We start from the raw sequence: 14,131 nt of genomic DNA on the forward strand, positions 1-14,131 counted from the left end.
ATACTCCCGAATGACTACTTTTGGCCGATTGCCGCCAGTGGTGAGAGGCAGAAAGCGACCCAAAGCGGTCGTAATGCAGCTTCCGAATCAGGGCTTGAATGGATCGATCCAGCCAGGCCGAAGTCCTGCCTCGTATTCTTTGCGTACGTAGGCGAGCGACTCTGAGCATCCCATTTCCGCCTCTATAGCGCCTATGCATCCCCAGCAATCTCCACCGGTATTGCCTGATAGCGGATCTTCCGGATTGTCGAGTAGGCGTCCGCAGATCGTGCAGTATTGCGGCTTTTTGCTGCTTGTCATAATACGCTTCCGATACGTTCCGTCTTGGCCGCTCGCTGCCTGCCTTGGGGATAGCTATCAACCCAAAGGCGACGGTCGATCTTTGCGCCAGGATCAATCCAAAATAGAAGCTAGATCGCATGCTTTGCGAATGTGATATCCATCAGCGGGCGGTCGTGGTCCAGCAGGTCTGCATGATGACGGCGGTACAACTGTAAGAGCAGGCTTGTATTGGGGCCGATCACATCCATGCCCCTATCGTCATATGGGAAAGCCACGATGCGCTGTTTCAAATTGAACAGATAGAAATCACATCTGGGCTTAGGCTGTATCACGGCGAAGTCTTTAGCCAATGCACACCAAAGAATTGCTTGAAGCAGGGTCACAGGCGCTTCAAATGCTGCGTTGATCCAATACTCCGGTTCATTTTCGCAGTACCACTCACTTGGATCTATTTCGTCTCTCCAGACTGACCGTTTTGTGGGTATCTCAATGCCGGCAGATCGAAGATCGTGAATCACGGCACGATGAGCAAATGGATTGCTTCCAGAGTGAATGCGTAAGCAAGCAACAAGTGTCGTTTCACCAGCAAAGATATCGCTGCAGATCTTCGTTGATTTTCGCAGTGCTGAAAGGAACTGCTCTATTGCCCCGCCGATTTCGGAAAGTTCAAAGCGCAGCCCTCCTGGATACGAATAGAAAAGAGGCCTAACAAAAGCTTTGCCCCCAAAAACGCTCCCAATTTCAAGCTCTAAATTCATTTAGTCCCTTCGTGGCTATCAGCTCGGCTCCATGGCTTGGGCGGTGCTACGGGACATTACTGTATACGTAAGGGGTTGGGCCAAGCTAGTCAGCGAGAGGCCGCTTATGGCCGATTTCTGTCCGTCGCGAGAGGCGGAAAACGACCTATAGTGGACTGTCGCGAAAGGCTGATTTCGGCCAAAGGAATGTGATTCGGAAGTGTCGACAAGACCTAGGACGATTCAGTACACCGTCAAGCAGCCTCAAGATTCGTCGTGCAGTTCATCTGACCTATTCAGAAAATCATCCATGCCTACCTTCCTTTTGGCCGAGACGGTGGTGATGCTACTATGCCATGCACGATAGATTCCCCATAGCTACGAAACTCACAATGATTGAACAAGGAAGGGACATGGAAGTATCAGCGCCAGATAAAGATGTGAACGTTCAGAATCAGGATGACGCTTCGGTTAAAAAAACGACCTCCTTAGCACTTGCAATTCTCCTATCGCTGATTAGTTTCTCCGTCGTTTTTCTAGCTAATGTCAAACATGACTTTAGCGCATCCCCGGTCATGGACATTGTCAGAGAACCAGTGCTGTTCCAAAGCTACATTTCTAGAGCCATTGGCGGAAGCATATTTATACCTATAATCCACATTGGCATTGCTTCTTTCTACAAGTCTAAACGCAATAGCTCTACGCGCCGCCGGATTTTCATAGGCTGGGCAATTTTTATTATTGCCGTGGAAGCATTGAAATTTTTCACAAAATACTAATCATCGTCTCTGAAATCTAACCTAATAAACACGGACGTAACAATGACCAACAAACCGTTGTCTAGCACTGAACAAAGTAAGCTCCTGATTTTTGTACTCCTATTGCTCCCTTCGTTATTTTTCATCGTCGGAATCATCCCGGCCATATTTTTGATTTTTGGCTTGGTGATGATGAAGAAAAACAGCGACTTCAGTCACATCGAAACCGCAGCGCGGATTTACAAAAGTTACGTATACATCGCATTAATAGGCAGCGGGCTATTCGCCTTGTATTTCGCGACAACGCTTGGCGCATCTGACAGATGGGATCGTCAAACCGAGGAATTTATTCTTTCGGCTGCCTTGTCAGGTATCGCCTTGTTGTACATCATCCTTCTGCACGTCCTTTTTCTAAGCCCTCTGCGTTCCCACGCACAATGGGTTGAAGCGAACGGTATTTTTTCTGGCAAAGCGAAAACCGTTCCTGATACCAATGACGTTGAGATTATCAAAGGCGAAAGGCTTCGCACGTTCTCCGTCGCTGACGAACTGATTAAATGGGCGAAGCTGAAAGAGGACGGTCACATCACTGAGCAAGAATTTAACGATGCGAGAAAGAAGCTTCTTCAGTGATGAGGTGTATGGAAACCTAGAGAAGCCCTTCGGGGCTTTTTTGTTGCCCGTGATTCGGATTCGAGAAGTCTAGCTCCATCGCCCCCCCCTGAGCGTCCGCTCCTGGCCGAAAGCGGACTTCTCCATCTCTATGCTTGTTGCATTAGCCTCTACAAAACCAGCCCATTCAACAAGCATATGCATCAAACGGCAAGTTTAGCTTTGCGCCGCCATTCGTTCCGATTGCTGGATAGCCGGTTTGGGCAATGCCATGCGGAGACTTTCGCGATACTGTTCTGCAGGCGCCTCGTGGGTGACCTCGACGACAGCATCGTAATTTTCTCGAATGACAGCCTCGATCTCTGCAATGTCCGCACGGAAGAACTCCTTGCGTCCGTTGACCTTGTTGAGACGACCTACGGCAAAGCGCTCGTGCAGTTTTGCTTCCAATGCGGGCGCATTATTCGAAAAGACCATTGCATGTACATCAAACCAAAACGGCACCGACGCATCACCCAGCTCATCAACCCGATCCATAGGCTCCAGGCGGCGGGTCATACCGATCTTGTAAATCCCTTCCCCGAATGCCCCTAGGTTGGAAATCACATACACATAGCCAGCTTTGGCATTCTGTTCACGATAGTCAATGAGCTTTTCTTCGCTCTCCAGTTCGGCTCGACCCGCTTCGACTTCGGCTAACTTCGCCAGCAGGGCGGCACGCTCCTCTTCAGATTCTACTTTGTCGAGGCGAGCCTGGAGGTCACGCATGGCGGTCGTAAAGTGTTTGCGTTCCTTGGCGATTTTCTCCCGGGCCGCGCGAATTTCCTGCTCAAGCTTCTGTTGTTCCCGTAGCTCTTCACGGGCGCGCTTAGCTTCTTCCTTTTCCTCCTGCTTCTTGATCTGGAACTCCTGGGCAAGGTGTAGTTCATCGAGCTTGAGGCTCAGGTAAGTGCCGGATATCTCTACGCTCATAATCTTGCCAAGGCGATTGCAGGTTTCGAACGATTTGAGAATTCGTTTTTCACCCAGCTCGACGTTGTCGAATTTCACGTTGTCCACACAGAAATCGGCTTCGTTGTTGAACGAGCGAATCACCAGCTTGATCATGTCGTTTACGAGCTTGCGGCCTTGGGCCTTGCTGTCGTTGACCGTCCAGTCCATGTTTCCGGTCGCTGCTTCCCCGCCTTTAATCATCGCTTTCTGACGCTCGCGGACACTGTCCAGTCGGACCTTGTATTCTTGGCTGGTAGTTAACTTGAACTTGGGTTCATAGAGCGCAAAGCTTTCTAGCAGAAGCGTCTCCTCCCACACGAGTATCTGCCCTTGCAAATCAGAGGAGCGTTGCGCTAGCGCTGCCACTTCGTGCTCAGCGCGCTGATTTTCTTGGCGCACGGCAGCAAGTTTCTCTTTCTCTTGCTCAATCAGCCTCTGAACCTCCAAGACTTCCATGGCACCGATCTTCATAGTGAGCGCGTTTAGCTGCGCATACTGCGTTTGGAGATCCGTAAGCTGGACTTCTAAATCATCCGCACGTTGCCGGTGGGCCGGGCCTTTCCAATAGTCGCTAAGGGACATAGGTTCCTTCCTCGTTTCTGATGAATGCATGGTGGCAGAGCGGTTGCACACCGTCCTACGCGTACGTTTTTTGACTCTGTACTCACGAGCACGCATAAGGTGTGCCCGTTTTTCGTTATGACAAAACTCTTCCCCGTGGCGATGAGCGCAATAAGACGCCGGAATCGCCTGTGAGCTTGGCTTCCTTGCGTCACATTATTTGAGTTCGGTGCAGAGTATTGAGAGTTTTCCGTGAAAACTACTTTCGCCGGCTCTTGATTCCCTTGTCTTATGGTGAAGAGCAATAACCCTGTCTGGTCGTTTTTCGCTGTCGCGACCGGCTGTTCCTGGCCGTTCTCTGCTGTTCGTCACTATGGGGCGTGCTGCTCAAAACCGATGCAATCGTTAATCAGAACGAATGCAAATAGCTGATCAATTCAAATGCAATCAGGTGGTCAAGTAGAGTGCAATTTTGCATCTAGAGTAAAGCTTGAGCTCCTAAGCGCTTATGGGTTTAGATTCTCTCCATGCCGTCAAATCAAGGAGTAAAGGCGCTCCGCTGATCGAACCGGTCGCTCCGCAGGAAAGTCTTACCGGCCAAGCTGACTTGATAGCAATAGGCGAGTTTCAAGCCCCCCCCGAAGCATCCTGTGTCACGGCCTGGCCATACTCAGTTGCTGCATTGAGAGTCGGCCAGGCTCAGGGTCTACGTCTTAGGTACCAATCGACTGAAATAATCCTGTGCCGTTGTGAACCACTTTCCGTACCAGCCTTCATAGTTCTCCGCTATCGGATACCCGTGGTCATAATCGAAAATATCGTCAAACCAATGAGCACCAGCCGCATGGGTTTTCTTCATGAAAAGTGCTGGATGTGTTTGTCCTGATAGGATGTCAGCATGCTCAATGGGGCCAATCACCCTGCCAAAAATCCGCCCCCTATAATCATCGGCCAGTTGCTTGAGCATGTCGTACACCTCCGGGATTTGGTGCTGGTCTCCCCACCAAGCAGCAAAGTCGAGGTCGAACGCTATGCTGTAGATCTTCCAGTGCTTTGAGTGCAAATGAGCAAGCACGACCAACTGCTGGGTCACGTCGTTGATCAGCATGTGCACGGAAGTTGGGTTTGCGTCCTTCAGCCACTTCATTTTTTCCCAGTGGTAGGTAGAGATTGATTCTACCGGGTACATATCCCTCTCCCCGTGGCTCAGCCATTCCACGCAGACACCCGTTGCGTAGCAGACACTGGCGATCTCTGTCTGGCTCATATCGATCGTCTCAGACTCCAAGTGCGCCAGTCGCTTCTCACTGTCGTAATCGATCAGGTCAATGAATCGGCTCGGAGACATTGAGAGGCTGGCTCTCACGGCGCAGACCCGCTTCCCGCAATCGTAGAAGCGTTTCTTTATCGGATTGCTATTGGTAATGGGCGAAGGCTTCTCCTCTAACGCCAGCTTTTTCCTCAATTCAGAGATTTCCACAGCACAGAGGGCGTCTGAGATTTCAGGGCTTTCGTTGGCAAGATGAGCCAATAGATCCAGGGCGTATATGGTTGATGACCAGCCGTGTCCCGCACACGCCGCACGGTAGATCTCCTCATCCGTACTACCTGGTACGGATAGGCAGATGACAACCTGATCAATCTTATCGCGAACTGCACAGTCTTCACGTCTGAGTTTCTCAATGTCAGCTAGAATTTTCGCTTGGAGCCCGGACATTTGGCCGGAGCAAATAACTGCGATGTAGCGATCGTTAGCTTTCTTGTAAGCCAGCAGATCAGCCGAGCCTTGGGTCACCCGGCCCAAGTAATTAAGCGTATCGGTCAAATGTTCGTAATCGTTGGACACGGTTGGCAGCAGTCTACGTACAAACTTTTCGAGCTCTGCGCCGTGCAACAGCCCGATCTTTGATTTCAGTAGTTCAATCAAGTCTAGTTCTTCCTATCTGGTAACAAATACGGCCATAGGCTGATAGTTGCGGTGGCCGGTTGGTTCTTCCTCATAGCACCAATCTGATCACGAGATCCGTTCCAACATCTCCAATGGGAGGCTGACATATTGACCCCGGTGACCCGGCAGTAACCTCCCATCATTTAGTGCGCTTTTCGCGTGGCAGTGGCAACCAAATCCCTTCGCCATATTAGTGAGCGCTTCAGGCGCAGGACCGCGGCCCGTGAAGTAGCGAATTGCGAGACGTTTTTCTCGCCCAAGGCCATTGATGACGCCTCTTGACGCTTAGTTTGCATATCAATATCACTCGCATTGCACACTACCAAATCCATAGGGCGCCAATGGCTATTAACAACCCAGACACAACTATGACAGCGATAGATCCGCGTTTGCCGCCTTCTAACGTATGGCCTACGCCGAAGTCCATAATAATGTGCCGAATCCCGGCGACCAGATGGTAGATAAACGTGGAATAGACTATCCAAGTGATGATTTTGCCGAACGGTGAAAACAATATACCTTTGATTTCATTAAATCCTTCCTCGGAGTCAAGCGACTTTCCAAATGTGTACAGCATTAGAATCAAAAAAAGAAAAAGCACAACTCCTGAAACTCTATGCAAAAAAGATGTAAGCGCAGGCAGCGGGAGTTTAATGGTTCGGAGGTCAAGATTAACCGGCCGTTTCTTGTTCATGTCTCACTCCAATTAACGATACTAGTTTCTTTAAATCACCTGCAGATAGTCACAGGTATACCCGAGATGCTACGAGTCCTTCGCTTAACCAAAATGATGTGTGTGTTCTTGCAACGTATGCGGCACTCCAACGCTGAACAACCCATCCTCTTTGATCCACAATTCAGTAGATTCATAAGCCCTTTGCACCAGCTGACCTGTCTGGTTGAAGTCGATGACGGACGTGTCCAGAGGACACAATGGCGGCACTACGTGTATGGCCGCCCGAGGGCTATATAACTCAATATCTCGCACTAATTGGCGCATGCTCATGAGATTCAATGTGTGCAGAGCTAGAGCCACCAACCCTTTGGGGGGACTGGCGCTCGCGCAACCGAATCCTGTTGGCACTACGATCACTCGTGTGGCTCCCAATACCACCGCACTGGCGATCGGTGTATTACTAGCGACACCACCGTCGACTAAAAATTTCCCACCGATCTGCACGGCGGGAAAAACCAGGGGAATCGCCGCGCTGGCGAGCAAAGCTTGCTCTGCATTGCCACTGGACAATAACTCTTCGACGCCACTGAGTAGATTTGTTGTGACGATATAGAGGGGCAATTCCGTTTCTTCGATCAATTCGACGGGTAGAGATCGACGCACCAAGTGCTGTAAAGCAGACGTGCGAAGCAGGTGACCTCGCCCACGCAGTATTCCCATTACGGTGTCTACCAGCGAAAACGGAAATACATCCGTCTTGCGTAAATTACGCCAGAAGTCAGCTAGCTCTGATATACCCTGCGCATTAGGTCTTGCAGCAAAATACGCGCCATTGATAGCGCCGACAGAAGCACCAACCACCAAATCGAATGTCACTCCTCCCTCGACCAGTGCTTGCAGCATTCCAACTTGGACTGCGCCGAGGCTTCCGCCACCCGCAAGAACGAGCGCAGTTTTTTCAGTAGGCATGGCAGACCTCCTACGAGACTTAATGCGAGACGAAACTGCAACACAACCTACCTGTGGATTTTAGGTTATTTTTCGGATTATAAAATCTCACTCAAAGCTATGACCAGACAACTTTTAGAAATTATTTTAGCCCACAACAACAAGTGAGCAAGAAACTGAAAGACAAAATCGTCGCCGCACATCCTCGAACTTTTTAGCAATATTTATTATTTGAAAATTTCTCTTTCGAGGTGATAAAAAACTCATTGGCTGTACTAACGAACGACCCGCATCAAGCCTGCTTGTGTCTAATACCCTCGCAAGCTACCAATCTAAACTCACGTATTCAGGCGTCTTGTGCGATGCAGTACCGAATTTTCTATATGCACACAGACAGTATCTGTAACCGCTGAGTACATAACAATGTTGATAGATCATGCGATTGATCTGTCGAGGCTTTTAGGCTAACTCAGAAATACGTAGAAGGATGATGCTGCCCCTGGACCAACCCCATCGATCCACACTCATATGCTGCTAGTAGCGTTATCATCTATCTGCATGACTCATGCTCTCGATCAGATATACCTATATACGCACGGGATCCCGAGGTTACGCCCCTTAAGATGTCTGCGGTAGCCGGGACAAACTTGTTTTAGCCCTCACTTACAGGAACTTTGGCACTTGCCGTTTTGCCGCTTCAAAAAAAACAACCCTTCATGAGAACCATATCAATATCCCGGCCAGCGTCGGACAACTTCCTTGGAAATGGTTTTTTTTCACCGCACCCACGACACCTGCACTGACACGCTTTGTTCTTAGTTGCCAAATTGGCAACTATTTTTCACTTGCATAGAAAACTTTACTCATGAGACAGTATAAAAACAGATAAAAATATATAAAAACAAAGGGAACAGGACATGTCGTACTGCATCAATGTAAGTCATCTTGAAAGAGAAACCCTAGTCTCCGTCAAAATTACAGGTCCGAGCGAGGAATTCCGGTCCGTCAGAATCTCCCAATTTCAACGTATCGGCTGGCTTTTGAGTATATTCGACCATGCTCAGCGTCTGGCTGCCAGGTCCGATGGGCTTATGAATCCAGAGTATGAACAAGAAGCGCTGGAGCGGGTGGCCGGGTTATCGCCTGATGAGGCCGCCCGCCTGCTCGAACTGACAACTCTCAATGATCGTTTTGAATACGTCTGGGAAATCATCGGAGAACGCGAGCGCGAAGTGGCGAGAATCATGGACTTTAGTCACTACGACAATTTCTGGCCTGGCTTCGATGCCTACAGCCTCATCTGGAACCCTAACCCCTTCCCGTACCCTGACCAAGAACTTCCTTTGCAGGAAACTCCATCTAGCCAATTTACCGTTTAAAAATTCGAACACCTAGCTCAGTCAACAGTCGGATGCGATGTACCAGTGTTACTGAAGCAGATGGTCGGCGGCATTTCTAATACATCACAAATCGCTGCCAATTTTGAAACGCTCTTTAATCCATATGAAAGGCTTTCTAGCAGGCTGTTGCTCCTAACTGCGTCAATAAGCTCTGCATTGCGGGCGTGAGCTCAAACCAGTTTCGATAGGCCACACACAAGCGGCGGCGGGCCCATTCATCTTCAATCACCAACGTGTGATAGGAGTATCGGCGTTTGTATCGAGCCGCAATGCTTTGAGGCAATATACCTAAACCTACGCCCTGATTGACCATCGTACACATCCCATCGAAAGTCTTCATCTGGATGCGAACCGTTAAATCACGACCAAAGGTGCGCGCTCGATCCTGAAGGTAATCCTGCAATGCATTACCCGGTGCGAGCCCCACAAAGATCTCATTGAGAACGTCAGCGAAATGCACTGTCTTGTGCAACGCCAAGCGGTGAGTTTTGGGAACAATAAGCACCAAATGATCTTTAGCAACCGCGCGCAACTGAAGCCCCGGCGCGTCGACTGAGTCGGAAACAATTCCCGCGTCGATCAGCCCAGCGGTGACACCCTGGATGATCTCTGCACTTGTCCGCTCACGTAGTTCTACAAAGATTTGTGGCCGCTCTGAAAGCCAGACGGCAAGCCTATGAGGGAGAAAGTGAGTCAAGGCAGCTGTGTTGGCGTACAGCGTAAGCGTACCTGCAGCTCCTGACGCAAAGCCTTTTAATTCTCCCTTCAACAACGCTTGCTGTTGCAAGATCACCCGCGCGTGGTGAGCAACAGCTTCCCCGGCTGGAGTCGCTACAACTCCTCGCGAGCGCCTTACTAAAAGGCTTACTCCCGCATCGTTCTCCATGCTGCGCAACCGTTCACTTGCGGATGCCAACGCGAGGTTCGCGCGCTCTGATCCTTTGGTAATACTCCCGGCATCCACCACGCAAAGAAACAGACGAAGATCTACCAGATCAAATCGCATCTTTCCCTTCCGTTACCCTTCGACTATTCCGAAGGCTATAGCAAATAAACCTGATTGTCCGCTGAGGCAAATTCACTTGAAATCAATGCCTGACAACCACAGCCGTTTCCCGGAGCACGTCATGAAAATTGAAGACATCGAGCCAGGCACACTGTTGACCGCATGGTACGTTTTCCTCGTGATCATAGCGCTCATCACCATGGTCGTAGGCTCCACTGGAGCAACTCCATAAAGGGTCATTTTATTGAGGCACGAATCATGGTTGAACCGAGACTCTCTCAGATCGAAGCCCAAACACCAGTTGAAAACGTAGGTGACATGGGGCTTGGAAAAAATAACAGGAAAACTGCAGCCGAAACACTCACGAACCAAAGCGCTCAACGTCGGCTTCTGAAGTCTAGAGACGAGGCATGGAGCCATTTCCCTATGAGGCTGCTTTTGACGAGCCTTTTTTAAAGGCTGTAGGCGTTCGCCAATACGCTCTCGATGATCGTTTGAGTGTCGATTTGTATTTCCAGCTTCGCATTGTCGAGCTTGAAAAATGCTTGGCCTACCGCAGACCACCCAAACGCATGCTGCCAACACAACATCGCTCGAAAACAGCGGGCCCGCGTCGCGAGGTGTCTTTGCGGAAGCATCCTAATGCGTCGAATAATCCTGTGCCGTCCAGTAGAAGCAAATGCGTCGCTTTCCTTCGATTCAACTACATAACCATCAGGACCGACCTACATCAATCGGCCATGACTGTTGGCGATGCCAAGAACATTGTGTCCGACAATATGAATACGCCAGGCCATATGCCCCGTTACGCATCTGGGCTTGGTCAGAAGCACTTAAGACTTCCTCGTTCTGTAGAAATCTATACGCAGAGCAGCGGGCGAAAGCTGATCAAGAAATTTTCATCACTCCTGCGCCCCCATAAAATCCCGGATCCAAGTCAAATATGATTCCGGCATCGTGTAACGGTAAGCCAGATCGGTCGCGCAAATGTTTGATGTGTCTCGAGTGAGCGGGCGTTGTTTACGAAGGCTGTCATAGGTCGCTTTAATGGACGCGAAGTAAGCACCATGACCTGCAACAATAACTCGTACTCCTAGCTTGGCTAGCCGCTCGCTATCATTCAGTCTTGGGTTTGAGTACGAGACCAATATCAGCGGAATCCTGATGTGTTCCGCGATCTGTTCGAGGTGTGAAAAATCTTGTATGCCAACAATACAAATGCCATCCGCCCCAGCCCGTTGATAAGCAGTTGCTCGATAAATGACCTCGTGCATCGGTAAATCTGACGCGTTGGTTCGCGCAATAATTGAGAGCTCGGGATCACGGCGTGCTTCTAATGCAGCCCGTACTTTGCCTACACCTTCTTCGGTGCTGATGAGACCTGTTGATTTATTCCCGAATTGAGCTGGAACAAGGGTATCTTCGATCGTGAGTGCCGCTACTCCTGCACGCTCCAATTCCTGGACAGTTCGCATGACGTTGAGTGCGTTTCCATAACCATGGTCGGCGTCAGCAATGACTGGTAATTGCGCTACCCGGCCTATCCTGGTCGCTTGCTCAACAAACTCAGGAAGGGTAATGAGCGCGAAGTCAGGTGCAGCCAAAACCTGCAGGGCAACAACTGACCCACTCAGGAAACCTACTTCAAATCCGAGGTCGGCGGCCATGCGCGCTGACATCGGATCAAAAACTGAAGCGGTTTGGAAACAACCACTGGATGTCAGCAGCTCACGAAACGAGCGACGTAATGTTTGGTGTGAAACTCTAGGCATCATCGCTCCTCACTATGGCTGTCATCGCGGAGATGAACAGTGCCAATTCAAAGTGCGACGAAGCTATCACACGCAAAAATTCTGGTTATGACGTTTCAGAATGACCCAATGCGCAAAGCTCATTACCCATACTTGAAAGATGTTTTTCGACTTGGGGACTGAAATCAATCGGCAGATTTTCCGTGAAGATCGAGGGAAGCTTCTTCGAGTGACTTCCACAAGCTGTGCATCGTAGGGTTCTTATTCGTGACGGAGCAATATGAGCGTATCTCCAGTCGCGTGCTCCATTCATCTCCACCCGCCTTCACTAACTGCCCTCGCTGAAGCTCGTCAATGACAGCACTTTGTGGCAACCAAGCCACGCCATACCCTTCGATCGCCATACGTACCAAAAGCATTGCCATGTCTGCCTCGTAGCAGCGTTCGAGCACGTTCACTTTTGCTCCATTCTTGATCATGATTTCGGCAACTCGACCTAAAAAAGTCGTGGCCGTATACGCGAGAAAGGGAACAGGTTGGGCTGAGGTACCTGGCAAGCGATACAACGGCTGCCCTTTCTTGTCAGGCGCACATAAAGGAAAAAAAGCATCACTTCCCAATGTTAGGCTGCGAAATTTTTCAGGATCTAGAAGAATGGGGGCTAGTGGGTGGTGGTAGACAATCATCAGATCGCAACTCCCCTCCTCTAGAGCGATGATGGCATCTGGAATATTTGCAGCAACAACCCGCGCACTGAATTGCTCGTTGTTCTGATGAAACTGGGTTAACCACTTCGGTAGAAACGTCATTGACAGGCTATGGCCAGCAGCGATCTGCAAAGATCGACCGGGCATTCGCTCGACTTCGCGCAAGGCTGATCGCAGTTTCAATAAGCCAGTTAATGTCTCGCGGCCTTCCTCACAAAAACTCCGCCCTGCTGCGGTGAGCTGGACAGGGAAGGTTCCACGGTCCACCAATTCAACACCCACCCAATCTTCAAGTGAACGTATACGACGCGAGAGTGCCGACTGCGTGATGCAACGAACTTCCGCAGCTCGAGAAAAGGTCTTCCACTCTGATAATGCCAGAAGGTCTTCTAACCATTTGATTTGCATGACGGTATCCCGCTTTATGAATCTTCAGTTTACTGCGCTCTAGTCGGGAGATGCAGCAATTTCGAGGACTATTCCAAAACAGCATAGTGCTATCAAAATTACTCATCACGTTCTATCAAACCTGGTTTTAAAATCAAAAACGCTTAGAGCATCGCCAAAAATCTTCAAGCAATGGCATTACCCTCCGACCAGGTAAAAGACAGAACAATGAATTGAGGAAAGCTTCATGAATAAACATATACATGGGCGCGGTTCCCTAACCGGCTCCACCATAGAAATGCTCGCCAGTCGAATGGGCTTGCTTACAAAAGATGCTCCCAATCATCACGCTATTGAGTGCAATCCCGACCAATCCGAGCAAATCAAATGAACGATTACGTTTCGCTGCATGTTCTGATTGTTGTATCGACATTCTTTATTGCTGGTATCGTGAAGGGCGTAACAGGGATGGGCTTGCCCACTGTCGCAATGGGCATCCTCGGAGCAATCACCTCACCGGTCAGCGCAGCCTCGCTACTCATTATTCCATCTTTTGTCACCAATTTTTGGCAGCTTTTCACGGGCTCTAATTTCCTTTTACTAATAAAAAGGCTTTGGATGATGATGCTCTGCATCGTGGTTGGCACACTCGCCGGGGCATGGTTCCTGACAAGCGCTAATACGAAATACGCGAGTGTTGGATTGGGCTCGGCATTAGTTCTCTATGCGATTCACGGTTTGTGGGCGAAGCCACTGTCAGTCTCCGCGCGTTTTGAGCGTGTACTGTCGCCCGTAATTGGACTGGTAACCGGGGCAATCACCGGGGTGACGGGTGTTTTCACGCTACCCGCTGTCCCCTATCTTCAAGCCCTTGGCCTTTCCAAAGATGATCTTATTCAGGCATTGGGACTGTCATTCACGGTCTCAACAATTGCGCTTGCAGCAGGCTTGGCTCGCGGCGGAGCCTTCCATCTTGAAAATATTACTTTGTCCGTGCTCGCGATCATTCCCTCATTGTTGGGCATGTGGCTCGGAACAACGGTCCGCGAGCGTATAAGCGCCGCAACCTTCCGGCGCTGGTTTCTTATCTTCCTCGCAATTCTTGGACTTGAACTCGCAGGTCATCAATTTTTCTTCTGAGGCAGATGACAATCAGGATAACAATAACAATCGCTGGCACCGGCCTTTAACAAACCGCCCGGCCTAAAAGAGCGACATAGCAGGCTTGATCTCGCGGACGCATTGGCGATACTCAATATCCCTGTCTTGGATCGTAGTTTAGGCACAAGACAGGTACCGTCCCAACTGATTAAGTCCTGCTTCACACCATCGAGGTGGCCTGTCTAGAAGATAAGGCTATCCAAC

Annotated in this window: 14 protein-coding genes; 6 read left to right on the plus strand and 8 right to left on the minus strand. The window is 49.8% G+C overall.

Annotation, left to right across the window (positions count from 1 at the left end):
- Positions 1-410: 410 nt before the first annotated feature.
- Complete coding sequence (locus tag ACW9HW_RS00345; protein WP_457397340.1) at positions 411-1,040, minus strand: DUF3885 domain-containing protein; 630 nt, start codon at positions 1,038-1,040, stop codon at positions 411-413.
- A 392-nt stretch (positions 1,041-1,432) separates the two neighbouring features.
- Between ACW9HW_RS00345 and ACW9HW_RS00350 the strand changes: the two genes are divergently transcribed.
- Together ACW9HW_RS00350 and ACW9HW_RS00355 are read left to right on the plus strand one after the other, a co-directional pair.
- Positions 1,433-1,798, plus strand: a complete 366-nt coding sequence (locus ACW9HW_RS00350; protein ID WP_457397341.1) for a hypothetical protein — start codon at positions 1,433-1,435, stop codon at positions 1,796-1,798.
- 42 nt (positions 1,799-1,840) lie between these two features.
- Positions 1,841-2,410 carry an SHOCT domain-containing protein gene (locus ACW9HW_RS00355; RefSeq protein WP_457397343.1) on the plus strand — a complete coding sequence of 190 codons (570 nt, stop codon included), beginning with the start codon at positions 1,841-1,843 and terminating at the stop codon, positions 2,408-2,410.
- 195 nt (positions 2,411-2,605) lie between these two features.
- On the opposite strand, the gene ACW9HW_RS00360 is transcribed toward ACW9HW_RS00355, so the two are convergent.
- The 4 genes from ACW9HW_RS00360 to ACW9HW_RS00375 all read right to left on the minus strand — a co-directional run bounded on the left by ACW9HW_RS00360 (position 2,606) and on the right by ACW9HW_RS00375 (position 7,536).
- Positions 2,606-3,964 (minus strand): DUF4041 domain-containing protein, encoded by a 1,359-nt coding sequence (locus ACW9HW_RS00360; protein ID WP_457397345.1) that lies wholly within the window; start codon positions 3,962-3,964, stop codon positions 2,606-2,608.
- Between the two features lie 685 nt (positions 3,965-4,649).
- Positions 4,650-5,870, minus strand: a complete 1,221-nt coding sequence (locus tag ACW9HW_RS00365; RefSeq protein WP_457397347.1) for a hypothetical protein — start codon at positions 5,868-5,870, stop codon at positions 4,650-4,652.
- 340 nt (positions 5,871-6,210) lie between these two features.
- Complete coding sequence (sdhC, locus tag ACW9HW_RS00370) at positions 6,211-6,585, minus strand: succinate dehydrogenase, cytochrome b556 subunit (RefSeq protein WP_457397349.1); 375 nt, start codon at positions 6,583-6,585, stop codon at positions 6,211-6,213.
- Positions 6,586-6,669: 84 nt separating this feature from the next.
- Positions 6,670-7,536, minus strand: coding sequence for a patatin-like phospholipase family protein (locus tag ACW9HW_RS00375; protein ID WP_457397350.1), 867 nt, complete (start codon positions 7,534-7,536; stop codon positions 6,670-6,672).
- A gap of 896 nt (positions 7,537-8,432) precedes the next feature.
- Here ACW9HW_RS00375 and ACW9HW_RS00380 point away from each other — a divergent pair.
- Positions 8,433-8,894 (plus strand): hypothetical protein, encoded by a 462-nt coding sequence (locus ACW9HW_RS00380; protein WP_457397352.1) that lies wholly within the window; start codon positions 8,433-8,435, stop codon positions 8,892-8,894.
- 136 nt (positions 8,895-9,030) lie between these two features.
- Here ACW9HW_RS00380 and ACW9HW_RS00385 read toward each other — a convergent pair whose 3' ends face one another.
- The gene (locus ACW9HW_RS00385; RefSeq protein ID WP_457397353.1) at positions 9,031-9,921 is read right to left on the minus strand and encodes a LysR family transcriptional regulator; all 891 of its coding nucleotides are present in this window, start codon (positions 9,919-9,921) and stop codon (positions 9,031-9,033) included.
- A 410-nt stretch (positions 9,922-10,331) separates the two neighbouring features.
- Between ACW9HW_RS00385 and ACW9HW_RS00390 the strand changes: the two genes are divergently transcribed.
- Complete coding sequence (locus ACW9HW_RS00390; protein WP_457397354.1) at positions 10,332-10,868, plus strand: hypothetical protein; 537 nt, start codon at positions 10,332-10,334, stop codon at positions 10,866-10,868.
- On the opposite strand, the gene ACW9HW_RS00395 is transcribed toward ACW9HW_RS00390, so the two are convergent.
- Together ACW9HW_RS00395 and ACW9HW_RS00400 are read right to left on the minus strand one after the other, a co-directional pair.
- Positions 10,824-11,693, minus strand: coding sequence for an isocitrate lyase/PEP mutase family protein (locus tag ACW9HW_RS00395; RefSeq protein ID WP_457397355.1), 870 nt, complete (start codon positions 11,691-11,693; stop codon positions 10,824-10,826). The genes ACW9HW_RS00390 and ACW9HW_RS00395 overlap by 45 nt on opposite strands.
- A gap of 164 nt (positions 11,694-11,857) precedes the next feature.
- Positions 11,858-12,787: a LysR substrate-binding domain-containing protein gene (locus ACW9HW_RS00400; RefSeq protein WP_457397357.1), complete on the minus strand. Its 930-nt coding sequence runs from the start codon at positions 12,785-12,787 to the stop codon at positions 11,858-11,860.
- Between the two features lie 226 nt (positions 12,788-13,013).
- On the opposite strand from ACW9HW_RS00400, the gene ACW9HW_RS00405 reads away from it, so the two are divergent.
- Together ACW9HW_RS00405 and ACW9HW_RS00410 are read left to right on the plus strand one after the other, a co-directional pair.
- Complete coding sequence (locus ACW9HW_RS00405) at positions 13,014-13,157, plus strand: hypothetical protein (protein WP_457397359.1); 144 nt, start codon at positions 13,014-13,016, stop codon at positions 13,155-13,157.
- On the plus strand, positions 13,154-13,906 hold the full coding sequence (locus ACW9HW_RS00410) for a sulfite exporter TauE/SafE family protein (protein WP_457397360.1): 753 nt from the start codon (positions 13,154-13,156) through the stop codon (positions 13,904-13,906). Before ACW9HW_RS00405 ends, ACW9HW_RS00410 begins: the two co-directional genes overlap by 4 nt.
- Positions 13,907-14,131 lie beyond the last annotated feature (225 nt).

It is taken from the genome of Pseudomonas sp. SDO5532_S415 (genome assembly GCF_054071155.1).

Bases quoted from the DNA above. Each gene is read 5' to 3' on its own strand.
- ACW9HW_RS00355 (WP_457397343.1), top strand. From the start codon at position 1,841: ATGACCAACAAACCGTTGTCTAGCACTGAACAAAGTAAGCTCCTGATT.
- ACW9HW_RS00390 (WP_457397354.1), top strand. From the start codon at position 10,332: ATGGAGCCATTTCCCTATGAGGCTGCTTTTGACGAGCCTTTTTTAAAG.
- ACW9HW_RS00395 (WP_457397355.1), bottom strand. From the start codon at position 11,693: ATGCCTAGAGTTTCACACCAAACATTACGTCGCTCGTTTCGTGAGCTG.
- ACW9HW_RS00345 (WP_457397340.1), bottom strand. From the start codon at position 1,040: ATGAATTTAGAGCTTGAAATTGGGAGCGTTTTTGGGGGCAAAGCTTTT.
- ACW9HW_RS00400 (WP_457397357.1), bottom strand. From the start codon at position 12,787: ATGCAAATCAAATGGTTAGAAGACCTTCTGGCATTATCAGAGTGGAAG.
- sdhC (WP_457397349.1), bottom strand. From the start codon at position 6,585: ATGAACAAGAAACGGCCGGTTAATCTTGACCTCCGAACCATTAAACTC.
- ACW9HW_RS00410 (WP_457397360.1), top strand. From the start codon at position 13,154: ATGAACGATTACGTTTCGCTGCATGTTCTGATTGTTGTATCGACATTC.
- ACW9HW_RS00405 (WP_457397359.1), top strand. From the start codon at position 13,014: ATGAATAAACATATACATGGGCGCGGTTCCCTAACCGGCTCCACCATA.
- ACW9HW_RS00380 (WP_457397352.1), top strand. From the start codon at position 8,433: ATGTCGTACTGCATCAATGTAAGTCATCTTGAAAGAGAAACCCTAGTC.
- ACW9HW_RS00360 (WP_457397345.1), bottom strand. From the start codon at position 3,964: ATGTCCCTTAGCGACTATTGGAAAGGCCCGGCCCACCGGCAACGTGCG.
- ACW9HW_RS00375 (WP_457397350.1), bottom strand. From the start codon at position 7,536: ATGCCTACTGAAAAAACTGCGCTCGTTCTTGCGGGTGGCGGAAGCCTC.
- ACW9HW_RS00385 (WP_457397353.1), bottom strand. From the start codon at position 9,921: ATGCGATTTGATCTGGTAGATCTTCGTCTGTTTCTTTGCGTGGTGGAT.
- ACW9HW_RS00350 (WP_457397341.1), top strand. From the start codon at position 1,433: ATGGAAGTATCAGCGCCAGATAAAGATGTGAACGTTCAGAATCAGGAT.